Raw genomic sequence first — 22,591 nt, 5'->3', positions numbered from 1 at the left:
GTGACTGTAATTGGACGACAAAATTTTGCATACGCTTGAATATCGCAAGATTTTAAATAAATTAATGCAATATACGCAAACCCCCATGGGGAGATTGGCTGCTGAGCAGCTAAGACCCTCCGGCGATTTCGAAGGCGTGAAGAAGCTGCTTCAAGCCACGGATGAAGCGGCTAATGTGGACCGCCTGAAGGGTATTCCTTCGTTCGGCGGGGTAAGCGATATTCGAGCTGCACTAAAACGTGCGTCTATAGGCGGAATGCTGGGAACAACTGAGCTGCTGGCCGTTGGAAATACCATTGGCGGCGCACGCAGAGTCAAACGTTTCCTGGCAGCTATGCATGAGGAAGAAAAGATTGAGCTCCTGTTCTCACTGAGCGACGTTTTATCGGAGCAAAAACATGTGGAAGATGCCATCCGCTTATGTATAGACGAGAATGCTGATGTACTTGATACAGCTAGTTCTGAGCTGGCTAACATTCGCCGTGAATTGCGCGGAGGAGAGACCAGAATTCGTGAGAAGCTGGATTCGATGATTCGTTCGTCTTCTGTAGCAAAAATGCTGCAGGATCAGCTGGTAACCATTCGTGGTGATCGGTTTGTTATTCCTGTAAAAGCGGAGTACCGTGCCCATTTCGGCGGTATCGTACATGATCAGTCTGGATCAGGAGCGACTTTATTTATCGAGCCAGAGTCTATTGTGGCGATGAATAATAAACTTCGTGAAACACGGCTGCGTGAGGAACGGGAAATCGAGATCATTTTACACAGGCTGACGGCACTTGTAGCCGACATTGCGGAAGAAATGACCTACGATATTGATATTCTGGGAGAACTGGACTTCATCTTCTCCAAGGCGCGTCTTGCTCGTGATATGAAGGCTACTCAGCCGCGCATGAATGACCGCGGTTATCTTAAGCTGCGCAAAGGGCGGCATCCGCTTATTCCAGCGGAGCATGTGGTTCCTTTGGACGTGGAGCTGGGCAATCAATACAGCTCAATTATCGTAACCGGACCGAATACCGGTGGTAAGACCGTTACCCTCAAAACCATCGGCTTGTTAAGCTTAATGTCGATGTCCGGCTTGTTTATTCCAGCAGAGGAAGGCAGCCAGATGTGTGTATTTGATGCCATTTATGCTGATATTGGCGATGAACAGAGCATTGAGCAAAGTCTGAGCACCTTCTCTAGTCATATGACTAATATTATCTCCATTCTGCGTAGAATGACTCCTAAGAGCCTCATTCTGCTTGATGAAGTGGGTGCTGGAACCGACCCGGCAGAAGGCTCTGCGCTGGCAATTGCCATTCTGGAGCATATTCACCGGATCGAATGCCGGATGGTCGCAACAACACATTATAGCGAATTGAAAGCTTACGCTTATGAGCGTAAGGGAGTCATCAATGCCAGTATGGAATTTGATGTCCAGACCCTTAGCCCAACCTATCGCTTGTTGATCGGCGTACCGGGACGAAGCAACGCCTTTGCGATTGCTGAGCGTCTAGGCCTGCCTCATGCGATTCTGGAGCATGCCCGCGGCGAAGTGAAGGAAGAAGATCTGCGCGTGGAGCATATGATTGCTTCTCTCGAAGAGAATCGGCTGGGAGCAGAACAGGAGCATGAACGTGCCGAGGGCATCCGCCGTGAAGTGGAGGAGCTGCGCAGCAGACAACAGCAAGAGCTTGAGAAGCTGGAAAGCCAGCGCGAGAAACGCCTCGAGAAGGCAGAGAAGGACGCCAGCGCGATCCTGGACAAAGCGCGTAAGGAAGCTGAGGAAATTATCAGTGATTTGCGCCGCTTGGCTATGGAAGAAGGAGCTTCAGTTAAAGAGCATAAGCTGATTGAAGCGCGGCGACGTCTGGATGAAGCTGAGCCATCACCGCGCAAGAAGGCTGCTACCCGCAAGACTGCCAAGGCCCCACGGACAATTGGTCCTGGAGATGAAGTGAAAGTCGACAGCTTGAACCAAAAGGGCTTTGTGGTGGAGCTAAGCGGTACTAAAGAGGCGCTGGTGCAGTTTGGCATTATGAAGATGAAGGTAAGGCTGGATGATTTGGAATTGCTCTCCTCGAAGGCAACAGCTGCGCCAACGGCCCTTCGCCATGCGACAACCGTCAAACGTTCCCGTGATGAGAACATTCGTAGTGAACTGGATTTGCGCGGCACTAACCTGGAGGAAGCTATCATGGAGACAGATCGTTTTATCGATGAAGCCTTTTTAGGTAATCTGGGCCAAATCGCCATCATTCATGGTAAAGGAACGGGTGTGCTGCGCACAGGAATTCAGGAATATTTGCGTAAGCACAAGCATGTGAAGAGTTATCGGCTCGGGAATTATAACGAAGGCGGCGCGGGCGTAACTGTGGCTGAGCTGCAATAGCGGGATTTCCCGGCAGAAAGAAGGGGAAAGCGTGCAAGAAGATATTGATCTTTTGCTGGGTCATCCGCTAGGTGCCTTGCTTGGCTACTTCGCAGTGGCGATTCTTGGGCTAGTTGTATTTCTGTCTTTTTTTGAAATGGTAACGAAATATAATTGCTGGGAAGAAATACGTAAGGGAAACCTGGCAGTGGCAATGGCCACAGGCGGTAAAATCTTCGGGATTTGCAACGTACTGCGTTTCAGCATTGAAGCTGGTGTTTCAATTTATGAGACCATGAAGTGGTCCGTCGTCGGTTTTTTGCTGCTGCTGCTTGCCTATTTTTTATTTGAATTTCTGACCCCTGTATTCTCTATTGACGAGGAGATCGCTGCGGATAACCGTGCTGTTGGACTTATTGCCATGCTGATCTCGGTATCGTTGTCTTATGTAATTGGTGCGGCTATTTTTTAAATCCGTCCTTATCAGGACACCCTGCAAAGGATTATGATCTGGACAAGCTTTGAAATGAGCAGTCCCACTCTTTGTGGGGTATCTTAGGAGGAAATCATGAAGATTCTCACCCGAGTTCTGTTTCTGTCAGCGATTGCTTTTATAGCAGCCGGTATTATTTATTTAATGATGAATTAAATTTAAAAGTGAAAGTATGAAGGAGATTAAAAAGATGGAAACAACTGTATGCCCTTGGTGTCATACTGAAATTGTATGGGATGAGGAATTTGGACCTGAGGAGAATTGTCCTCACTGTAACAATGAGCTTAGCGGATACCGCACGGTCACTGTTGGGATTGACGGCATCGAAGAAGAAGAAGTAGAGGAAGTCGTAGAAGAACCCAAACAAGAGGTTGTTAATGACGATGATCTTTGGGGAGAGCCTGATAAAGACAGCGTAGTTCCAATTTATAATACGCTTAATCAATTCGGCGATGATTATGATTTGAACAAGTACGAAGAGAGTGTTTCAGCTATTCTAGCCATTCAGGAGGAGGCTCCGGAATGTACTCAATGCCATGAGCTTACGATCCTTGCGGGTAAGCAGCCTGTGAGCAGCTTTGAGCCGTCTGCTCCAGCAACATTAGGTAAATCGGTATTAACCGCTCCATTCTCACTCAATGTTTACGTGTGTCCTTCATGCTTCCATGTTCAGCACAGTCTGGCACAGGAAGATCGTATTCAGCTCGTACGCAATTTGAGCAACGCTCAGGCGTAAGGTTAAGCATATAAAAAAAGGGGCTGTCCCATAAGCTTATAGCTGCTGGGGCGTGCTCCTTTTTTTGGACCTTACTTGACCGTTGTCGAAAGCGTGCGTATATGTAATCACTGACGAATGCGCATAGTAACCCGCAAACGGACACAGCCGACCTTAAGCGCCACATTATTCGATATTTGGAATGCTATCGGACTCCAGTGCAGCTATTGGTCTGAAAAACGCCTAAATATGGGCCTCTTTCCAAGGATAGTATCACTGGAGTCCGAAACCTTGTTTTAAAGGCTAAAAACATGTAAATAACGTCAATTGAGTCCGCAAGCTCCATGGAATGATGGATTTACGATTAAAGCAGGCAAAATTAAAAGCAGGATTGTCCCAAAAGCCGTGAGAGGCTACGTGGGAGAGTCCCTTTTTTATTTTCTATGTTAATCAGCTTTGTTTCATCACGTCCAAATTCTTAGAAGGAGAGGGTTTGGCTGACCGGGTGAGTGAGAATAAATCTAACTCAGGCCGATGTTTGCCGGCAATCGTATCCGTTAACAACTCCGCAGCGATCATACTGTACACAGTCCCATTGCCTCCGTAGCCCTCGATGAAATAACAGTGAGGGAACTTTGGATGGGGGCCGATATATGGGAGTCCATCACGAGTAGAACCGAACACAGCACCCCAGGAGTACTCCAGCTCAATGCCTTTGATTTCTGGAAATAAGGCCTCAAGCTCCTCAAGCAATTTTTGACCTTGAGAGATTACCCGGACCTCACGACGTTCAGGGTCTGTCAGCTGCTCATCCTTGCCTCCCGCAATAATCCTGCCTTCAGGAGTTGTCCGAAAATATAAATAAGGGCGGGCTGTCTCCCATAGCAGGCTACGCTCATGCCATTTTGGAAGATCCTTTAAAGGTTTGGTCATCACTGCATACGTGTTGATCAGCTCAGCGCCCCGGTCTTTTTTGAACTCTTGTGTTTCATAACCCATTGCAAAAATAACATCCTTGGCAATAATCCGGCCATTTTCTGTGTGGCAAATGACGCCATCCTTAGTAAACTCATAATGTTTCGCTTCGCTCTGTTCAAAGACGCGTACACCATTCGACGCTGCCTTGGCGATTAAGCTGTGCACCGTTCGATAAGGATTCGCTTCGGCATCCCCACGTGAATAAAGTCCTGCTGGTTTTGAAAAAGAGTATAGAGCTGCAATCTTTTCCTCTTCCCAGAATTCAGAATCGAAACCATTAGCTGCGAGATTCTCATATTCTTCCCGCAATGCAGGTACATCCTCTGATGTGCTGGCATATAAAAGACTGCTGCGTGGAATGATCTGTGGATCGATATCGAGCTTGTCCGGCAGGTCCAGAATGTTCCTAACCCCAGCTTGGCATAACTGATAAAAGAGCAAACCGTTCTTTTGCCCAAAAGTGTTCATACATGAGGTTAATGATTTATCGTTGGAAATTTGCAGGAGCCCTGTGTTAGCATGCGAGCTGCCGCTACCGACCCGTTTTTTTTCAATCAGAACAGTATCCGCTCCACTTAAGGACAAACGATAGGAAGCCATTGCTCCACCCATTCCCGCGCCTACAACCAGACAATCACAATGAATAGTACCTTCTAGAGTGGGGTAAGTCGGAGGGTTCTGTAAAGTGCTAGACCAAGGTGTGCTTCCACTATTTAAATTCATGAATTGTTCGCTCCTTCATTCGTGCCGTGATTAGTATTGGCGGCAATTTATCGTCTCATTCGCAGCGTGTTCTTATTTCTGTCATAACTCTCTAGTGCTTTTCGGCAAATAAATAGCGCGCTTAAGCGGCATACTAATGCCTGTTTGAATCAACTACAAGGAGGGACTACAACAAATGCAATCAACGCAAATGCAAGCGCTAAGTGGTAAAGAATTGGAATATATCGCTGACTCCATCTCCAATGAGGACTTGCTTCTTAAGCAATGTGCAGCAACGGCTGCGACAACACAGAATCAACAGGTTCGTCAAATTTGTATGCAGCATATGCAAAATCACACCAAGCACATGACTGAGCTCACTCAGTTAATCCAACAACATCAACAATACGCGCCAACAAGCCCACAATAATTGCAATATTAATTCTAAGGAGGTTATTTAATGAACGCGCAAAATACTGGAGCATTTATGCCGGATGAGGATTTACTAAACACCATTTTGTGTGATTTGAAGCGGACCGTACGCGAATATGCTACAGCTGCTACAGAATCAGCATGTCCAGCGGTTCGTAGGGTTTTTAATACTATGACCATGGACACACTGCAACTCCAAGGTGATTTATACACGCATATGTCTCAATTGAATATGTATCCTGCACCTGCAAAAGCATTGCGCCAAGATGTGGACAAGCAGCTTCAAACCGCACAGCAAATGCAACAGCAAACAGGGCAATTCGTTCAACAAAAAACAGGGCAATTTGGCGCATCCGCTCAGAATGCTCATATTCCGGCTAACGGACAACATCAGCCTTCTCATTTAATGTAACCATGATGGTTGGCGAATGAAGCAAATCGCTTCAAGTGTGTGGAGCTAACGCCCGTTTTTACTGGTTAAATCCGGTAGAACGGGCGTTTTTTCTATATTTGTGAGTATGCTCTATATAAACTCAGCCTTTCATGGGAGCTCCTATAGGGTTATTTTGTTTGCAGAGATGCACATTTCATGTCATATTAGTATTAAACTCTTTTCGCGGGGCGACGCATTTATAGCGTACCGTCATTGGCGAACTATCCGGAGGGAAGGCATGAAGGAAATGAACGAGCTTAAGAGGAAAGTGCTGGAACTGCTTAAGGAAGACGCGAGAAGATCTACTGCACTCTTGGCAACGCTGCTTGGCGCGGAGGAAGAAGATGTGAAGACTGCGATTGAGCAGTTGGAGAAAGATCATGTCATTGTAAAATATGCTGCCGTTGTAAACTGGGATAAAGTGGACGATGAGAAGGTAACCGCACTGATTGAGGTGCAGATTACGCCTGAACGAGGGCGTGGTTTTGAAGGAATTGCCGAGCGAATCTACCTGTATCCACAGGTCAAATCAGTTTATCTGATGTCTGGTGCTTATGATCTTCTGGTGGAAGTGGAAGGCCGGAATTTACGTGAAGTGGCCAATTTCGTATCTGAGAAGCTGTCTCCAATCGATTCAGTACTTTCAACCAAAACGAATTTTACCCTTAAAAAATACAAACAGGACGGGATCATCTTCGAAGAGCATGAAGAAGACAACCGTCTGATGATCTCTCCATAAAGGAAGTAATCATATGATCACGAATAAATCGCAGCTAACTGGAGAAGACAGCAAATCAATGGATTCTTATTTGGCCCCGTTGGTACAGCAAATTCAACCTTCGGGTATCCGCAAGTTTTTTGATCTGGCTGCAGGTAGCAAGGATATCATCTCTCTGGGAGTCGGAGAGCCTGACTTTAAGACCCCCTGGCATGTCAGAGAGGCTTGTGTCTATTCGCTGGAAAGAGGGTTTACAGGGTATACATCCAATGCAGGGATGCCTGAACTGCGGGAAGGGATCGCAAATTACTTATACAGCCGTTTTGCTGTGGAATATGATCCTGCCAATCAAATTATTGCAACCGTTGGCGGAAGTGAGGCCATCGACTTGGCGCTACGTGCGCTGATTTCACCGGGGGATGAAATTCTGATTCCGGAGCCTTGTTATATCTCTTACTCGCCGATTACCGCGATTGGTGGAGGGATACCTGTAGGTATTGAAACGGTTGGTGAGAATAACTTTAAACTTACTGCGGAAAGCCTGGAAGCCAAAATCACTCCGCGCTCCAAGGTTCTGATTTTGTGTTACCCAAGTAACCCTACGGGAAGTGTAATGACCCGAGAAGATTGGGAGCCGATTGCTAAGGTAGTAGAGAAACATGATCTTATAGTGATTTCAGATGAGATTTATGCAGAGTTGTCTTATGGCATTAATCACGTCAGCTTTGCCTCTTTACCAGGCATGATAGACCGTACGATTCTGGTTAGCGGCTTCTCCAAAGCTTTTGCAATGACCGGATGGCGGATGGGTTATGCTTGTGGTCACCCGGATCTTATCGCTGCAATGCTTAAGATTCACCAGTACACTGTCATGTGTGCTCCTTCTATGGGACAGGTGGCTGCACTTGAAGCGCTGACCAATGGTATGGAAGAGAAGGACCGGATGGTAGATTCCTATAATCAACGGCGGAGGTTGATCGTCAAAGGCCTACGCGATGCGGGGCTGGAGTGCCATGAGCCGCAGGGCGCCTTCTACGCTTTCCCAAGCGTGCGCAAGACAGGGCTGACTTCTGATCAATTTGCTCAGCGGCTTTTGCTTGAATACAAGGTTGCGGCTGTGCCTGGAAGTGTCTTTGGATTAGGTGGAGAAGGTTACTTGCGCTGTTCCTACGCCACATCAGTATCTCAACTGAACGAAGCAGTAGAACGAATTGGTGCTTTTGTCACAAAGCTTACACGTGAGAGAACGGATTAGTGAAAATTGAACTATAGCCGATCATACAATCCTATGGTATTATTTTACTTTGAGAGTAATTAGCCCCTATAATAGAACTTACAAGGATCCATTTACTCTGGAACTAAGCGTTGCTTTGAAGTTGCTTTATTTAACTTTTATGCTATTTTGCAGCACGCGCTCAATAATACTTTTGGGAGGGATGATTGTGCTTAGCGCCGATTATTACTTACCTTCCTATGGTGGGAAATGTTTCTCTGGAAATGGGAAAATACCCCCCAAGGGTGATGCTTCTGCTCGCATACTCTCTCTGGAAGATGAAATTAGAATACTCCGCAGCAAGATGGAGCAGCTTTTCCTGCAGGAAAAATCATTCACTTCGGATAATGTGATTGAAATTAGCAGTTTATTGGACCTCAAAATAAATGAGTACATGAAGGGGCGTCCGGCTGGAAAATAGTGCTGCTGAATGCTCTTGAGAGGACCCTAGGGTCCTCTTTTTGTGTGCGCCCAGCATGGGCGCTATCTATAGGGTTGAAGTCCCGAATGGCGAAGGCAGTAGTAGCCATTAGCTTAAGGCAAGGGTGTCCACCGCGAGGTGGAATCTGAAGGAAGCCAGCGGCAAATCTCCGGTCTGAGGAATACGAACTTCATACAAGGCTAACGTAGGCTGGATGAGGTTGCACAACAAACCAAAGTCCATACTGCCAAAGGCGTACGAGAGTAAATGAAGCAGATAGATGGAGAGGAAGATAGCGTTCTTACCTGGGGAGATCTGTGTGATAGGCGAGTATACTTCGTAACCCTACTTGTGAGAGTAGGCTGAGTGCACAGAAGTCAGCAGACGCCATAGTACGCAAGCTGTTGCAACAGCTGCGGAAGGGCTGAACATGGAATAGGATTTATACATCCAGGCGTTCAAGATGAGCGATGAATGCAGAAAAAAAAATCCGAAAGGACCTGACTGAAGAAGGAAACGGTGAATCCCGTGGGGGTCTTCAGCAGGGCGGAGTTCATCTTTGGCACAAATGGAAGGTATAAATCACGTAAAGAGAGGTTAAAAAAAAATGTTGGAGCAACTGCTATCACGGGAAAATCTTCTGCAAGCCTTAAAGCGTGTTGAAGCGAATAAAGGAAGTCATGGCGTAGATGGGATGTCCGTAAAATCCTTACGAGAACACATCGTACAAAACTGGCAGACCTTGCGGCATGCCATAGAAGAAGGAACCTATGAACCGAGCCCCGTGCGCCGAGTCGAAATCCCGAAACCCGGTGGCGGAGGTGTTAGGTTACTAGGAATACCTACCGTGACAGATCGAATGATTCAACAAGCAATCGCGCAGGTGTTAACTCCATTGTTTGATCCAGAGTTTTCCGACCATAGCTATGGATTCCGTCCGAAAAGACGAGGGCATGATGCGGTGAGGAAAGCTCGAACCTTTATGAAAGAAGGATATCGATTCGTAGTCGACCTAGACTTGGAGAAATTCTTTGATCGCGTCAACCATGACCGACTGATGATGAAGATTTCGGAGAAAGTGGAGGACAAGAAAGTTCTCCTGCTTATCCGCAAATATCTTCAGTCAGGTGTGATGGAGAACGGGTTAGTAACCCCGACAACGGAAGGTGCCCCGCAAGGCGGTCCACTGAGTCCGTTATTATCTAACATTGTCCTAGATGAGCTCGACAAAGAACTCGAGAAACGTGGGCACCGCTTCGTTCGTTATGCGGATGATTGCAATATTTACGTGAAAACGCTAAGAGCAGGAGAGAGAGTCAAGACAACGGTCACCCGATTCATCGAGACGAGGCTAAAGCTGAAGGTGAACCAAGTAAAGAGCGCGGTAGACCGTCCCTGGAAACGAAAGTTTCTAGGATTTAGTTTTAGTGTGGACAAAGAACCAAAGGTGAGAATTGCGAAGCAGTCCTTACAGAGAGTCAAGGTTCGAATACAGGAGATATCCTCTCGAAAGAGATCGATGAAGATGGAAGAGCGAATCAAGGAACTAAACCACTACCTCATGGGATGGTGCGGTTATTTCTCGCTGGCGGATACCCCAAGTACCTTTCGAGATATGGATAAATGGATACGAAGAAGGCTACGAATGTGCCTCTGGAAGCAGTGGAAGACCCCTAGAACCAAAGTCAAAAGACTTATATCCTTAGGGGTACCTAAGGATAAAGCCTATGAGTGGGGAAATACCCGAAAAGGGTATTGGCGAATTGCAGGGAGTCCAATTCTACAACATGCATTGAATAACCAATATTGGGAAGCCAATGGATTAAAGAGTGTATTGGACAGATACAACTCCTTACGGAATATTTCATGAACCGCCGTATATCGAACGGTACGTACGGTGGTGTGAGAGGTCGGGGGCTAGCCGCCCCCTCCTACTCGATTGTTCACTCTTACTAATGACGGTGTTATTGTGTATACTCTTAATTTGCTATCTTTATTGCCTTCCTTATAGCAGAAAGCTTAAACTATCAGTATGTGATTTCAAGAATGGATAGGAGGCTTAAACCATGGCGATTTATACACGTACGGGTGATGCAGGTCAGACTTCAGTGATTGGCGGCCGGGTCGGCAAGGATGATGTCCGCGTCGAGGCCTACGGAACGATCGATGAGCTGAATTGTTTTGTAGGGCAAGCACGAAGCCTGATGGAAAGTGATAATTTCGACGATGTCCGCGAGCAATTGCTCGAAATACAGCATGAGCTGTTTGATTGCGGCACGGATTTAGCATTTGTTAAACTTGCTGACGGTGGTCAATATATGGTGACAAGTGAGATGGCTCAGCGGCTGGAAGGCTGGATAGATTCTCTACAAGAGGAGAATCCACCACTAGAGAAATTTATCCTGCCAGGAGGTAGTCAGCTGGCTTCGGTTCTACATGTATGCCGCACGGTTTGCCGTCGTGCGGAACGCCGGGCAGTTACCTTAGGGCGAAATGCGGACATAAACCCAGAAGCGGTGATTTATCTCAATCGATTGTCGGATTATTTTTTCGCGTTGGCTAGAACGGCTAATACACGGTCAGGGATTACTGATGTAGAATACATCCGTAGTAAAAAGGTGTTTCGAGACTAATATGACAAGCTATTATTCACCCATTACTTATATCATACCGCCAGAAGAGGATGACTTCCTGCTGAAGACAATCCTGCACAAACGGATGGATGTCTCACGCAAGCTACTCTCCCGGCTGAAGCAGACGGAACAAGGCATTACATTAAACGGTGAACGTGTATACATTAGTGTGCATGTTAAGGCAGGAGATACCGTGCAGATCCGCATGGAAACGGAGACTTCGGATGATATTTTACCGCAGCCGATTCCATTCGAGATTCTATTTGAAGATGAACATCTGCTAGTGGTTAACAAGGCAGCGGGAATTATAGTTCATCCAACACATGGACATTACACCGACACGCTTGCCAATGGCGTGGTTTATTATTGGGCGCAGAAGAATGAACGCTTCCGTTTCCGGCCTGTTCACCGCCTGGATCAGGAAACCTCCGGTGTGTTAGTGATCGCCAAAAATCCATACAGCCATCAGCATATTTCCGAGCAGATGATCGCCGGTACTGTGGATAAGCGTTACGCTGCATTTGTTCATGGGGTTCCTGCGGAGCTATCCGGTGATATCGACGGCCCTATCGACCGTGATCCTGAGGAGCCACATCGGCGTATCGTGACACCGGATGGATATCCTTCCCTAACCCGCTATGAGGTTAAGCAGGTGTATTCGGCCGGCTCCAGAGTTGAACTAAAGCTGGAGAGTGGACGTACGCATCAGATTCGGGTCCATATGACCTCTATCGGCTGTCCACTGATTGGAGACAGCATGTATCGTCATGAGCTGTACAATCTACCAGAATTTACTTCAACGCAAAGCGAGCAGTTGGAGTCCGTTGCAGCACTCGATGCTTCCATACCGCGTCAGGCACTGCACGCAGTGCGTCTGACGTTCAAGCACCCGGTGCTTCTGCAAGAAATGATATTCGAAGCCCCGTTGCCACCTGACATGGCAGTCTTGGAGAAAATATTGGAGCAAGGTCTGACAGCGAATTTGTGATAAAATTATGATTCAGGCGATAGAGTGGCGAAGGGGAAGTTTGGAACTGTAGGAGCGATAGCGACCGCCTTTGTCTGCGGATTTCAACCGTGTTTAACGGTAAAATTGATGAAATCTGTAGACAACAGCGGCCGGAAGTCCAAACATTCCTTGTAGTTACGGTATTATTAGCCGATTATTAAAGGAGCACAGCATGAGCAAATTAAAAGTATATCAATATCCCAAATGCAGCACCTGCCGCAGCGCAGTGAAATGGTTGCAGGGACAAGGTCATGAGCTGGAGCTTCAGCACATCGCAGAGCAGCCACCTACGGTGGACGAGCTGCGTGAGCTGCTCGCGAACAGCGGCCTTGAGCTGAAGAAGTTTTTTAATACAAGCGGTGAAGTATACAAATCATTAGGTCTGAAGGACAAGCTGCCCCAGCTTACGGAACAGGAGAAGTTAGCGCTGCTCTCAAGCCACGGGATGCTGATCAAACGTCCGATTGTCACCGATGGAGTTAAAGTTACGGTGGGATTCAAAGAAGACCAATATGCCGATACTTGGACTAATGTTTAATATCAATACAACGATCAAGGGAGAGGTTTATAAGTGAGAACAGAAACAATGGGCCGGGTAATGCTTGTAGATGGAATGGCTCTGCTGTTCCGGGCCTTTTATGCGACCTCTTATGGAGGATATATTCGCAAGACAAAAGATGGATTGCCAACGAATGCGGTATATGGATTTTTGCAGTATTTTTTTGATGCAGTAAGTACGTTTGAGCCTTCTCACGTCGTATGCTGCTGGGATATGGGCAAAGGAACGTTCCGCACCGAGAAATATGATGGATACAAATCCAACCGGATCGAAGCTCCGCTGGAATTAATTCCGCAGTTTGAACTAGTAAAAGAAGTGGTGGCTGAGCTGGGTGTGCCAAACATTGGTCTTGCCGGCTATGAAGCAGATGATTGCATAGGTACGCTGGCATCCTGTTACAGCGATAATTCTGAGGTTTACATTCTGACGGGTGACCATGATATGCTGCAGCTTATTGATGAGAATGTTAAAGTCGTCATTATGAAAAAAGGACGCTCCAACTATAAAGTTTATGACCTTGCAGAATTGCTTGAGGATAAAGGTCTAACCCCTAGACAGGTTATTGACCTGAAGGGCTTTATGGGCGATACAAGTGATAATTACCCTGGTGTAAAAGGGATTGGTGAGAAAACCGCGCTGAAGCTGTTAACAGAGTACGGTACAGTTGAAGGTGTAATTGAGAATCTTCACTTGCTCCCTAAAGGTGTACGGTCCAAAATTGAAGCCGACCTAGATATGCTGCATCTATCAAGGGAGCTGGCTGAAATCCGTTGTGATGTGCCTGTGGTCTGTGAGCTGGCAGAAGCTTTATGGCAATTACAGCGTGAAACAGCCGCGCGTAAATTTCAAGAACTGGAATTCGGCAGCCTGATGCATTTGATCGCTGAGGTGCAGGACGAACGGGGAATTGTACAGATTGAGTTAGGTGATCTGGGTTAAGGAGAGAGGTTCTCTTCTGATGAAAATGTGAATAAACATAATGGCAGGTCAAGGTTACTATCCTTGACCTGCTTTTTTTGTTGTCGAATTCATGTGGAAATTTATCAATATATGTCTTTTTTTGACTGAATTACAAATTAAGGTTTCTAATCATGGATATTGGTTTAATGAAATTTCAAAGGAAATACATAGGGATTATTTTCCATAGTAGGTGATGATGAGATGAAGATGCTTTTGGTCACGCACAAGTTTCAGAAGATAGTAGGTAATTATTGCAGGCGGACCATGGACGTAGTGAACGAGTCTGAATTAGTCCTTGGAGGTGTTTTGGAGTTTTTGCAAAACATCAATCCTTCTATAGATAGCATATTAATAACAGATGATGCATTATCTCTGAGGATGGAACAGAACAGGAGTGATTTAAATAACCTAATCAATTGGCTCGTAGCTAATCAAAAGTCAAATGTAAAGATTTTAATCCTCACCAGGTACATAAGGAAAGATACAGAATGGGAGAATCTCAGCTATAGATATCCGAATCTCCAAATTAAGAATTACGAATACATACGCATTACACCAGTACTATTTCAGGAAGCTCTTGAGCATTTATCCGATACCAAACCTCAATTGAAACAACATTCCAGACCTCACGACGATAAGAGTAATCACCAAAAGAGTACAGACAGAAAAGGGTCGTTTCTGGATCGCTTTAAACCGAAACCGAAAGCCCCAACTGAATTACAGGCTACGGATACCCTTACTAGGGAGCTTGATAAGATTAGCCGAGGGATTAGTCGTATTGTAGCGATAACCGGGCATAGTGGATGCGGAATTACCAGCACAACTATCAATGTTGCAAGTGAAGCGAGTAAACGGGGGCTGAATGTATTAATCGTGGATATGGATATCGAATATCGAAGTACGAATATGTATTTTAGCAGCTTTCATGAACGAACCAAGCGGGATGAAGATATAAATGCATCTCTCATCCGAACGTTAGCAAGACCTCAGGATTATTTGACTACGGCTTTTCATTTGAAAGAAAACCTATGGCTGGCTGGACTGGGTTACAGCTTTTCCGATCCCAAGTTAATCCAGCAATTTTACACCAGCTCTAAACTTGTCGGTCTGTTGTCCTTACTCCGAAACAAATTTAATTTGATCTTATTGGATCTACCACTGAACTTATTAGACAGATTTCGAGAAGCATTAATCCATATCGACAGCTTTGGCCTCTGTATTCCCAATAATCTATATGCTGTTTTAAGCACTCTGAGGAATGTGGAAGAGACACTGAATAAGGAAAATACGGCCTATTTGAATGCTAAATCAAAAGTAATTGTCACCAAATATAATGACCGTTCCAGATTTCAAGGTGAAATTTTCGTACCAGACAAGGTAAGTGCAGTTGCTACATCCGGTCTTTTAGATAGCTTTACATACGGAATGAAAGTGGCAGGTCATATCTCTTATGACACGGACTTTGATACTCAGATTGAAACCGATGTGCCGCTTGTATATTCAAACAAAGACCATGAGCGGGCATATGGAAATATACTTCTTAGATTACTGGAGGGGAGTAGTTAATGGATTTAAGTGGGCTTAAAAACGCGACACCCAATAAGCAAATGTTCAAGCGGGTTGCAGCATTGCTTTTTAGTCTATTGATCATCGTGGTTTCTTATATGTTCATTACGAAAGCCAGCAAAGATGCCAGCGATGTGGTAGAGGTGTTGCGGGTCAAGCAGAGTGATGGTATTCCGGCTTACGTAGTCATTACGGAGCCTATGATTGAGAAATACAATATTATCAAAAAAGAATACACGGAGGACATGGTGTTGTCTGAAGATATAGATTCGGTGAAGGATAAACTGTCCGCATATTATCTTCGAGAAAACAGCGTGCTCTACAAAGATCAGTTGCTGGATGAAAAACCGCAAAAAAATGAATGGCTGTATCAAGTGAATGAGGAAAATGAGGTCTTGACGCTTCCTTATAATTTTCTGGAGGTTGGTGGAGATATTCTAATGCCAGGAGACCGTGTTCGTATCCGTGTGTCCTATGAGGTAGAGGAGAAGGATGCCCCGGGTGGCAATCCAAACGCTATTTATTCCGAGTCCACGAATACGATCAAAAAAACTGAAGTATTGTTTGAAAGCATTGTTGTGAAGGATATGCTCAACGCAAGTAGTCATTCCATCTACGAAGTATATAAAGAGGTGCAGAAACTGGATGAGGATAAGAAACAAAATGTTATGAAGAGTAAGGATTTCTTAAAGAACATTCAACCTAAAGCATTACTCCTCGAGGGGACGAGTGCACAAATTAACAATTATGCCAAATACAAAGGACTTAATGGAAATTCATTTCTGATTACCATACTGAGCAGAAAAAGTAGTGATGTCATCATTGACCAACTGCCCACTTTGGAGAAAGAGGTGGAATCGTGGATCGGAAAAGAGGATTAGGAATCGACAGCATTTTTCAGAAAATATCATCTAAGGATCTCGTCGGTGCCGAACTTCAAGAGAATAATATGATTTATAGTGTAGTAGGTTTTATACCTGCTTGTGATGGCGTAGATAATGCCATGCTCATAAGCAACTTAGGATATTTGTTATCTCAAAAGGGTCTAAATACTTGTGTGGTTGACCTTAAGGTGTTTTATCCGAACTTATATCAATTTCTAGATGTCCCTGCACATAAGAAGGGGCAAGGATTAATTAAGGTGTTAAAAAGCGACAAGGTAGATTTCCGAGATGAATTGCAGCGGACCAAATACGAGAAGCTGTTCCTGTTATCAGCTAGTCCACAGGATCTAATGGAGGAGTATTTTGATTTTGAGTTTGGAAATTTAGAGCGTGTAATTACTACACTTAAGCAGATGTTTGATATCGTGCTGATCGACATTCCCAACAACCCTCCATTGGAATTTTGTCTGGGTGCCATGAAGTATTGTCACATAGGATTCTTTACGGCAACAGAGAGGATGGAAGCTACCATAAATATGGTGAAGCTGCTGGATTATGCTAAATCGGTGGGGATAAGTACGGCTAAGTTCACCAGTGTGGTGTTGATGAATATTCAGCATATTGAATTTGATTATAAGGTTATGAAGGACATGGGTTTTAACATAGTTTCTGTACTGCCACTTGTGAAGGATGCCGTAGTTCGTGCACATGAGGGCAGGCTGTACATAAAAGATAACCCCCTAATTAATAAATATTTTAAAAAAGAGATCCAAAAGCTGGCCGATCGGTTGGCGGATCAGTAAAGGGGAGAGCGACTTGCTGACACGTGCGAAAATTAGCGATATGCAGCAAAAAGTACTGCATCAGGTAGGGCCGAAGGAGAACATGGAGGATCTGGCTAGTAAATATACGACCATAAGCTTTGATGAGGCTTTGGAGTTATGCCAAAAATATATTACGAAAATAACGACACATGCCTATAGGCGAGAAAACGACCCTGCTCGAAAACGCGAAATGACTAAGGCATACATAAATGAATTTGTAGACGCGCAGAAACCTTCTGTCGAGGGATTTTATGATCTAGCAGAGTTGAAAAACGCACTCACCAATGAAATCACTCACTATGGTCCCATTACCAAGGCTATGGAGGACCCTAGTATAGATGAAATCAGAGCCAACGGGCCTGATCAAATCTTTGTGGAAAGCGGCGGAAGAAGCCTGCAGTGGGATCAAAATTTTACAGATCGTGATCATATGGAACGGATTATCGCCAAGCTTATAGGTATCTCCAAGGTTCGGCTGATTCCAAAGATACCCATGGTAAATGCCAGAACGATTGAGGGATATCGTGTGAATGCCACTCATGCTGAGATCTCACCGTATGATCAACCGGCGTTTGTGATCCGAAAGTTCAGCAAGAAGAGTATTGTTCCAAAAATGCTCATTGAGAATAAATCCTTCTCCTCAAATATGTATAAATTATTGTCTTTGATCCCGAAATCAGACTTATCTTGGATTACAGTGGGACCGACAGGAAGCGGAAAGACAACGCTAAATGAAATTCTTGTGAAGGAGATCAATCCTCTATCAAGGATTATTACCATTGAAAATCCTTCGGAGATGAGATTGATTCAAAGAGAAGATAACAGCGAACACGGTAGAGTGCTGAATGATGTGTTGCAATACGAGTCGGTCCCTGATGATGATGACTCAAGCCCAGCGACTATGGAAAATTTGCTTATTAATGCGATGAGACAGTCACCTCACTGGATTGGACCAGGGGAGCTTCGAACACCCGGTGAATTCGCCACAGCGCTTCGAGCAGCACAGACGGGACACTATTTCTTTTCCACCCTTCATGCAGAGGGGGATAAGGAAGCGATCTTCAGATTTCTAACGGCTTATCTAATGGCCTCTAATGAGCCAGCGGAACTTGCTCTACGAAATATCTGCAGTGCTGTGAAATTTGTAATCTTTCAAGAGAAACTGGCAGATGGTACTCGTAAAGTGACTTCAATTTCAGAGATTTTGGGCTCAGATGGCTTGAATCCACTGATTAATCAAATCTATAGATTTGATTGTGATGATGTTATTGAAGAGATGATTGAAGGCAAGAAGATGATCAAAATTGTTGGCAGACATTTACGTGTAGGAAAGATCTCGGAGAATGTACAGCAGCTAATGCTCAAGGCCGGAATTAAGAAAAGCAGGTTTGAGTTCTTTACCAAGGATCCGTTGGAGGGCGAAACAGAGGTGTACGAATTCGATGAATACAACTTTAATCATTAGTCTACTTCTTGGTATGGCTGCATTTGTACTATTTAACGCCATCTTTGAGGTCAAGTTTTTTCAGGGTTCTGTAAGATATGTTCTCGACGTTATGGATACCCTCGCAGAGTACCTAGGCAAGTATAACACGAAGCGTTATGTTGACCGGATCAAGAAGGAGCGAATCGTCAGGCAGAAGGAAAATATTTATGCGAAATACAATCGAATGGTAGAGGGTTTGATTTTAGACTTTAATATGCCGTTTACGCTGGAGAGCTTTACCTCAATGCTGTGCATTTGCTTTGCGATTATAGCTCTGCTAGTGGTTCTGCTTATGAAAAGCGTTACGCTTTCGCTTGTGATTACGATTTCAATTTTTGTAGGATTGTTTACTTTTTTCGTGATGCAGTCTAGAGCCATCCAAGCAGAACGGCTTGAAAATATAATGGATGCCGAAGATGTGATTTGTCCGTTAGCCCGTGAAGGTGTACTAGTAGCCATTAAAAAGGTGATGGAGAGCGATGAATATATCAGTCCTAATCTTAGGCCATATTTTCAGCAATTTATAGATAATTGCGACAACAACGGCTATTCCTTTAAGCAAGCTATTACGCTATTAAATAGACAGCTTGGTCCCAAATTTGATAATTTCACAAAAAAAGCAGTGGTCTTCGAATATAACGAAAGAAAAGGTATGGCAGACATTTTCCTCGATATTGTAGATGAAAATGCCGTGCTGCGCGAGATTAACTCTAAAAAGGAACGGATTTTTAGAAAGATGAATCGAGATTTTATGTTTAAAACCGGAATCATTGTGCTTTTTTTCTTGTACGCATTAACTGTAAAGGATTTTAGAGAATTTATGCTTGAAAGCAATGTTGGGAAATTGATCAACACGATATTGATTAGTGTCATTTGTCTAAGCTTTGCACGCAGTCAGGTACTCCAAGGGAACGTCGGCATGGGTGGTGAGCGCAAATGATATTCCTAGTTAAGCTGATAGCCATGCTCTCCATCCTTTATTTGATCAAGATATTGTTATACCCCTTCTTCAAGCCTGTGAGCAGAAAACAGAAAAAACGTGCACGTCAATATATCAAGCAGCGTAAAAATGCGGCGCTAAAAGAGAAGTTCAACCAATATAAACGAAGAATTGCAATGAAATATGTTAAAGGGTTATTGGGAAGTGCTGAAAGATTAAGATTCAAGAAAATCATTGACCGACTTGATCTACAAAAGACTCCAGAGGAAATACGGACCGAGCAATTCATGTACACGCTAAGTGCTATTGTGATTATGTTGTTGCTATGGAAGGTGAACATCCTGCTTGGCTGTATCTCTGCCATCTTCATCATGCTGGGCTGGCTCTATCCGGTGGTCGAGTTGGAGAAGATTATCGATAAGAAGAACAAAAATATATCCCTGGATTTCCCAGCCTTTTATAGTATGGTCTATTACCAGTATATAAAGTCGGTTAACATTCATTTCTCAGATGTGCTTAAGGATTACATTCCTAGTGCAAATCCTGATATAGCCGAGGAGCTCGGTGTGATGCTGGACAATATTGATTACGGAGAAGAATTCGCTTTTAAGCAGCTGAAGAAACGGATTCCGATGCATTACGTGATCAAGTTCTGCGACATTATGGAGACGAGGCTTAAAGGATACGATAATGTGTCTCAGATGGCATATCTCAAGAATGAATTAGATGGCTTCAGAATCAGGGCTTTGGAAGAAGAGCTGGAGAGTAGGCAGCGCAGCAGCGCAAGGATCCAGTTTCTACTTATTATAGTGTTGGCTATTTATATCGTTATGTACTATTTGTTTACCATTCTGAGTTCAATGAAGATGTTTCAATAAGCCAAATTTATTTATAGGGGGATATACGAATGAAGACAGATCTTAAGGAATTGCTAGTGGAGGAAAAAGGAGAAGTAGGGATCAAGCAAATTGCCATCACGGTTGGCGTTATTATTTTAATTGGAGTGGTAGTGACCTATCTAAAGGGTGGAGTACTGACAGGATGGGTTGATGATGTTTGGGAATTCTTATTCGATGATTTGATTGGAAAGATGGTTAGCTAATTTGGGGTGAAAACACAATGCAAGGGATAGCAAAGGCAGTATTACTTACCATTCTGACCTCGGTAACGATTTTGCTGTTTGTAAATTTGGCTTTCTTTTTCCCATGGTATTTAACGCTGGTCACAGAGACGTATAGTGTTTCGCAGATTGTAGCTGGTGATAACTACTTGAAGGAATCGTATTATGAGGATGTTATGGAGAGATTACAGGAGCGCCCTATTTACCGAGATAAAGCCGATGATATTGTCATTACGGTCACTAATGCAGATCATGATAATGCGATTGGAAATGATGATGAAACCTCATATTACGATGAAGGGAACGAATGGAATAAACCTTATCGGCAAAGAGGCGAACCGCTTACGGTTGAGATTAAAGCTGTATATCCTTTCTCTATCACTTTATGGGGAAAGAAGCTGGAGCGTGAAATTCCGGTCCACTTCTCCATGTCAACGACAGGCCTGAAACATTATAAGGATCTGGACTACTATATAGATTGATAGGATGACTTTGTGTGAAAAATATTGCAGTAGGAGTATTGTTGATTATTCTAGTGTCAATTGTTGTGGAGCCTTTGGTGGAGATGGGCATTGTATTTAGAGAGAAGGTAGTGCTGAGCACTGCGATCTCTAATGCTTGCCGGGCAGCCAAGGATCGGAGTTTAGAGTATGAACTGCTACGTGGACTGGATGCGGTGATTAACGAGGAGAGGTTCAAAGAATACTTTTCAGATGCGTTCGAAAGTGCTCTAAATGTATCGGAACAGACCGATAATGGCAACGTGCTTACATTTACCTCCAATGATGATAGATACAATGATTTTACGGTAAATTTAGATTTTTCTAACATAGAGAACACCCAAACCAGCCAATGGGTATCAGAAGTTAATGTGAAAGCACAGGCAACATACAAATTTAAAACCAGATACTTAAAGCTCGCTGAAGAAGCAGACAAAGAAGTAGATTATCAGTTAATTAGCGAGAGGAAATATATTCTCTCCGTTAAGAATTGATGAAAGGAATAATCAGAATGGACTATATCATGGTTACTTTTCAAACGGATACAGGTCTAAGAATGGACCTAAAAGTCCCGGTGTTTGTGACTATAGAAGAACTGTTAGACATGTTAACGGAGTCCTTGAGCTTAAAAGAGAGAAGCGGGGCTAAGCTTCAGGCTGAGCCATTAGGCAGAATATTAAGTAATAGTAAAACCTTGGATCAAGAAGGTGTAGCCCAAGGCGCACTGCTCACACTTATCTGAGAAGGGGCAATGAAATGAATGGCAACCTGCAAAGTGGCGGATTAATCCTAAAGGCTGATGAATCTCTTTTTATTACGGATATTAAAAACTATTCAGGAACCTATTCTTTGGACAGAGCGAATGATCAAGCTGTGCCTATTCATTATGAGGGTTTGTTCTGGTTCATGAATGAGGCTGGCAATTTCCTTTATTACAGTGATCAGTTAAAGGGAAATGTGCTCTGTAAGCTTGATATTGTAAAGCAACATTCAGAAGTATTGTTAGACAAACCTTGTTATCAGCTTCAGCGACATGAAGATTGGATCTACTATATTCACGAGGAGGACCATCGATTATATCGCTGTTCTACTAGTGGTAAACGTGATATGAGGCTGATTGATGAGCATGTGGAGAGTTTTCTCTTGTACGAAGGACAAATCTACTATGCTACACCAAATGGGATTAAGAGGAGCACAGAATCCGGTGAGGCAAGTGAAAAGATTAGTGAATTGGTTACAAGTTTACTGATTCGGATAGGAAATAAGCTGTGTTTTTCAGATGCCGAGAATGGACATCGCTTGACGCTACTTGATGTGGAGCGTCATACGGTAACTATGGTAGACAATATAGTTGCCCTTAGTATAAGCACGGATGACAAATATATTTATTGTGCTAACCGATTAAATGACAACAGTATATATCGCGTAGATCCATTGCATGGAGGGAGTATTCGAATATCTGGGGAAAGCGCGGACTATTTACATGTTCTGGACAATGATCTTTATTTTTGCAGTGGTCGTGAATGGCATCGAATCTCTCTATTTGGTGGAGAGGCGGAGACAATAACCTTTATAGGAAGGTAGATCTA

25 protein-coding genes are annotated in these 22,591 nt (G+C 44.2%); 24 read left to right on the top strand and 1 reads right to left on the bottom strand.

The genetic code is table 11. The features are described from left to right. Nucleotides 1-10 precede the first annotated feature (10 nt). The 3 genes from MHH49_RS01770 to MHH49_RS01760 all read left to right on the top strand — a co-directional run bounded on the left by MHH49_RS01770 (nucleotide 11) and on the right by MHH49_RS01760 (nucleotide 3,585). Nucleotides 11-2,377, top strand: coding sequence for an endonuclease MutS2 (locus tag MHH49_RS01770; RefSeq protein ID WP_036683546.1), 2,367 nt, complete (start codon nucleotides 11-13; stop codon nucleotides 2,375-2,377). A gap of 31 nt (nucleotides 2,378-2,408) precedes the next feature. Next, the gene (locus tag MHH49_RS01765) at nucleotides 2,409-2,828 is read left to right on the top strand and encodes a DUF350 domain-containing protein (protein ID WP_036683543.1); all 420 of its coding nucleotides are present in this window, start codon (nucleotides 2,409-2,411) and stop codon (nucleotides 2,826-2,828) included. A 211-nt stretch (nucleotides 2,829-3,039) separates the two neighbouring features. Further along, nucleotides 3,040-3,585, top strand: a complete 546-nt coding sequence (locus MHH49_RS01760; RefSeq protein WP_051491295.1) for a hypothetical protein — start codon at nucleotides 3,040-3,042, stop codon at nucleotides 3,583-3,585. A gap of 429 nt (nucleotides 3,586-4,014) precedes the next feature. Here MHH49_RS01760 and MHH49_RS01755 read toward each other — a convergent pair whose 3' ends face one another. Next, nucleotides 4,015-5,265: an NAD(P)/FAD-dependent oxidoreductase gene (locus MHH49_RS01755; protein WP_076101563.1), complete on the bottom strand. Its 1,251-nt coding sequence runs from the start codon at nucleotides 5,263-5,265 to the stop codon at nucleotides 4,015-4,017. 175 nt (nucleotides 5,266-5,440) lie between these two features. Between MHH49_RS01755 and MHH49_RS01750 the strand changes: the two genes are divergently transcribed. The 21 genes from MHH49_RS01750 to MHH49_RS01650 all read left to right on the top strand — a co-directional run bounded on the left by MHH49_RS01750 (nucleotide 5,441) and on the right by MHH49_RS01650 (nucleotide 22,586). Further along, entirely contained in the window at nucleotides 5,441-5,674 is a 234-nt protein-coding gene (locus MHH49_RS01750) for a spore coat protein (RefSeq protein WP_036683535.1), read from the top strand. Nucleotides 5,675-5,704: 30 nt separating this feature from the next. Then, on the top strand, nucleotides 5,705-6,088 hold the full coding sequence (locus MHH49_RS01745; protein WP_036683532.1) for a spore coat protein: 384 nt from the start codon (nucleotides 5,705-5,707) through the stop codon (nucleotides 6,086-6,088). Nucleotides 6,089-6,347: 259 nt separating this feature from the next. Beyond that, on the top strand, nucleotides 6,348-6,848 hold the full coding sequence (locus MHH49_RS01740; protein ID WP_036683529.1) for an Lrp/AsnC family transcriptional regulator: 501 nt from the start codon (nucleotides 6,348-6,350) through the stop codon (nucleotides 6,846-6,848). A gap of 13 nt (nucleotides 6,849-6,861) precedes the next feature. Continuing rightward, a complete protein-coding gene (locus MHH49_RS01735) occupies nucleotides 6,862-8,082 on the top strand; it encodes an aminotransferase class I/II-fold pyridoxal phosphate-dependent enzyme (protein ID WP_341137840.1) in 1,221 nt (406 codons plus the stop codon). A gap of 250 nt (nucleotides 8,083-8,332) precedes the next feature. Next, on the top strand, nucleotides 8,333-8,521 hold the full coding sequence (locus MHH49_RS01730) for an aspartyl-phosphate phosphatase Spo0E family protein (RefSeq protein ID WP_232061510.1): 189 nt from the start codon (nucleotides 8,333-8,335) through the stop codon (nucleotides 8,519-8,521). Between the two features lie 607 nt (nucleotides 8,522-9,128). Beyond that, nucleotides 9,129-10,391, top strand: a complete 1,263-nt coding sequence (gene ltrA / locus MHH49_RS01725) for a group II intron reverse transcriptase/maturase (RefSeq protein ID WP_036681916.1) — start codon at nucleotides 9,129-9,131, stop codon at nucleotides 10,389-10,391. Between the two features lie 196 nt (nucleotides 10,392-10,587). Beyond that, on the top strand, nucleotides 10,588-11,154 hold the full coding sequence (locus tag MHH49_RS01720) for a cob(I)yrinic acid a,c-diamide adenosyltransferase (protein ID WP_036684514.1): 567 nt from the start codon (nucleotides 10,588-10,590) through the stop codon (nucleotides 11,152-11,154). A gap of 1 nt (nucleotide 11,155) precedes the next feature. Continuing rightward, nucleotides 11,156-12,142 carry an RluA family pseudouridine synthase gene (locus MHH49_RS01715; RefSeq protein WP_036684512.1) on the top strand — a complete coding sequence of 329 codons (987 nt, stop codon included), beginning with the start codon at nucleotides 11,156-11,158 and terminating at the stop codon, nucleotides 12,140-12,142. Nucleotides 12,143-12,335: 193 nt separating this feature from the next. Then, a complete protein-coding gene (locus tag MHH49_RS01710; protein WP_076146949.1) occupies nucleotides 12,336-12,701 on the top strand; it encodes an arsenate reductase family protein in 366 nt (121 codons plus the stop codon). 48 nt (nucleotides 12,702-12,749) lie between these two features. Further along, entirely contained in the window at nucleotides 12,750-13,661 is a 912-nt protein-coding gene (locus MHH49_RS01705; protein ID WP_076146972.1) for a 5'-3' exonuclease, read from the top strand. A 222-nt stretch (nucleotides 13,662-13,883) separates the two neighbouring features. Beyond that, nucleotides 13,884-15,248, top strand: coding sequence for an AAA family ATPase (locus MHH49_RS01700; protein ID WP_341137839.1), 1,365 nt, complete (start codon nucleotides 13,884-13,886; stop codon nucleotides 15,246-15,248). After that, nucleotides 15,248-16,129, top strand: coding sequence for a hypothetical protein (locus MHH49_RS01695; protein ID WP_036684504.1), 882 nt, complete (start codon nucleotides 15,248-15,250; stop codon nucleotides 16,127-16,129). The genes MHH49_RS01700 and MHH49_RS01695 overlap by 1 nt, the downstream gene beginning before the upstream one ends. Next, nucleotides 16,108-16,935, top strand: coding sequence for a hypothetical protein (locus MHH49_RS01690; protein WP_341137838.1), 828 nt, complete (start codon nucleotides 16,108-16,110; stop codon nucleotides 16,933-16,935). The genes MHH49_RS01695 and MHH49_RS01690 overlap by 22 nt, the downstream gene beginning before the upstream one ends. Nucleotides 16,936-16,948: 13 nt before the next feature. Next, nucleotides 16,949-18,421 (top strand): ATPase, T2SS/T4P/T4SS family, encoded by a 1,473-nt coding sequence (locus tag MHH49_RS01685; protein WP_036684499.1) that lies wholly within the window; start codon nucleotides 16,949-16,951, stop codon nucleotides 18,419-18,421. Further along, nucleotides 18,399-19,382, top strand: a complete 984-nt coding sequence (locus MHH49_RS01680) for a hypothetical protein (protein WP_036684498.1) — start codon at nucleotides 18,399-18,401, stop codon at nucleotides 19,380-19,382. Before MHH49_RS01685 ends, MHH49_RS01680 begins: the two co-directional genes overlap by 23 nt. Further along, nucleotides 19,379-20,260 (top strand): hypothetical protein, encoded by an 882-nt coding sequence (locus MHH49_RS01675; RefSeq protein ID WP_036684496.1) that lies wholly within the window; start codon nucleotides 19,379-19,381, stop codon nucleotides 20,258-20,260. Before MHH49_RS01680 ends, MHH49_RS01675 begins: the two co-directional genes overlap by 4 nt. A 29-nt stretch (nucleotides 20,261-20,289) precedes the next feature. After that, nucleotides 20,290-20,484, top strand: a complete 195-nt coding sequence (locus tag MHH49_RS01670; RefSeq protein ID WP_036684494.1) for a hypothetical protein — start codon at nucleotides 20,290-20,292, stop codon at nucleotides 20,482-20,484. Nucleotides 20,485-20,501: 17 nt separating this feature from the next. Next, nucleotides 20,502-20,984: a hypothetical protein gene (locus tag MHH49_RS01665; RefSeq protein WP_036684493.1), complete on the top strand. Its 483-nt coding sequence runs from the start codon at nucleotides 20,502-20,504 to the stop codon at nucleotides 20,982-20,984. Nucleotides 20,985-20,998: 14 nt separating this feature from the next. Then, nucleotides 20,999-21,496 (top strand): hypothetical protein, encoded by a 498-nt coding sequence (locus MHH49_RS01660; RefSeq protein ID WP_036684491.1) that lies wholly within the window; start codon nucleotides 20,999-21,001, stop codon nucleotides 21,494-21,496. 17 nt (nucleotides 21,497-21,513) lie between these two features. Beyond that, nucleotides 21,514-21,744, top strand: coding sequence for an EsaB/YukD family protein (locus tag MHH49_RS01655; protein WP_162164278.1), 231 nt, complete (start codon nucleotides 21,514-21,516; stop codon nucleotides 21,742-21,744). 14 nt (nucleotides 21,745-21,758) lie between these two features. Next, complete coding sequence (locus tag MHH49_RS01650; protein ID WP_036684488.1) at nucleotides 21,759-22,586, top strand: DUF5050 domain-containing protein; 828 nt, start codon at nucleotides 21,759-21,761, stop codon at nucleotides 22,584-22,586. Nucleotides 22,587-22,591 lie beyond the last annotated feature (5 nt).

The organism is Paenibacillus sp. FSL F4-0122 (assembly GCF_038002845.1).
Taxonomy (GTDB): domain Bacteria; phylum Bacillota; class Bacilli; order Paenibacillales; family Paenibacillaceae; genus Paenibacillus_AQ; species Paenibacillus_AQ odorifer.
Note: the sequence above shows the minus strand (reverse complement) of the source record. Positions and strands in the feature narration are given on the sequence as shown.

Coding starts and splice junctions, on each gene's coding strand:
- MHH49_RS01760 (WP_051491295.1), top strand. CDS start 3,040: ATGGAAACAACTGTATGCCCTTGGTGTCATACTGAAATTGTATGGGAT.
- MHH49_RS01755 (WP_076101563.1), bottom strand. CDS start 5,265: ATGAATTTAAATAGTGGAAGCACACCTTGGTCTAGCACTTTACAGAAC.
- MHH49_RS01750 (WP_036683535.1), top strand. CDS start 5,441: ATGCAATCAACGCAAATGCAAGCGCTAAGTGGTAAAGAATTGGAATAT.
- MHH49_RS01745 (WP_036683532.1), top strand. CDS start 5,705: ATGAACGCGCAAAATACTGGAGCATTTATGCCGGATGAGGATTTACTA.
- MHH49_RS01740 (WP_036683529.1), top strand. CDS start 6,348: ATGAAGGAAATGAACGAGCTTAAGAGGAAAGTGCTGGAACTGCTTAAG.
- MHH49_RS01735 (WP_341137840.1), top strand. CDS start 6,862: ATGATCACGAATAAATCGCAGCTAACTGGAGAAGACAGCAAATCAATG.
- ltrA (WP_036681916.1), top strand. CDS start 9,129: ATGTTGGAGCAACTGCTATCACGGGAAAATCTTCTGCAAGCCTTAAAG.
- MHH49_RS01720 (WP_036684514.1), top strand. CDS start 10,588: ATGGCGATTTATACACGTACGGGTGATGCAGGTCAGACTTCAGTGATT.
- MHH49_RS01715 (WP_036684512.1), top strand. CDS start 11,156: ATGACAAGCTATTATTCACCCATTACTTATATCATACCGCCAGAAGAG.
- MHH49_RS01710 (WP_076146949.1), top strand. CDS start 12,336: ATGAGCAAATTAAAAGTATATCAATATCCCAAATGCAGCACCTGCCGC.
- MHH49_RS01705 (WP_076146972.1), top strand. CDS start 12,750: ATGGGCCGGGTAATGCTTGTAGATGGAATGGCTCTGCTGTTCCGGGCC.
- MHH49_RS01700 (WP_341137839.1), top strand. CDS start 13,884: ATGAAGATGCTTTTGGTCACGCACAAGTTTCAGAAGATAGTAGGTAAT.
- MHH49_RS01695 (WP_036684504.1), top strand. CDS start 15,248: ATGGATTTAAGTGGGCTTAAAAACGCGACACCCAATAAGCAAATGTTC.
- MHH49_RS01680 (WP_036684498.1), top strand. CDS start 18,399: ATGAATACAACTTTAATCATTAGTCTACTTCTTGGTATGGCTGCATTT.
- MHH49_RS01675 (WP_036684496.1), top strand. CDS start 19,379: ATGATATTCCTAGTTAAGCTGATAGCCATGCTCTCCATCCTTTATTTG.
- MHH49_RS01670 (WP_036684494.1), top strand. CDS start 20,290: ATGAAGACAGATCTTAAGGAATTGCTAGTGGAGGAAAAAGGAGAAGTA.
- MHH49_RS01665 (WP_036684493.1), top strand. CDS start 20,502: ATGCAAGGGATAGCAAAGGCAGTATTACTTACCATTCTGACCTCGGTA.
- MHH49_RS01655 (WP_162164278.1), top strand. CDS start 21,514: ATGGACTATATCATGGTTACTTTTCAAACGGATACAGGTCTAAGAATG.
- MHH49_RS01650 (WP_036684488.1), top strand. CDS start 21,759: ATGAATGGCAACCTGCAAAGTGGCGGATTAATCCTAAAGGCTGATGAA.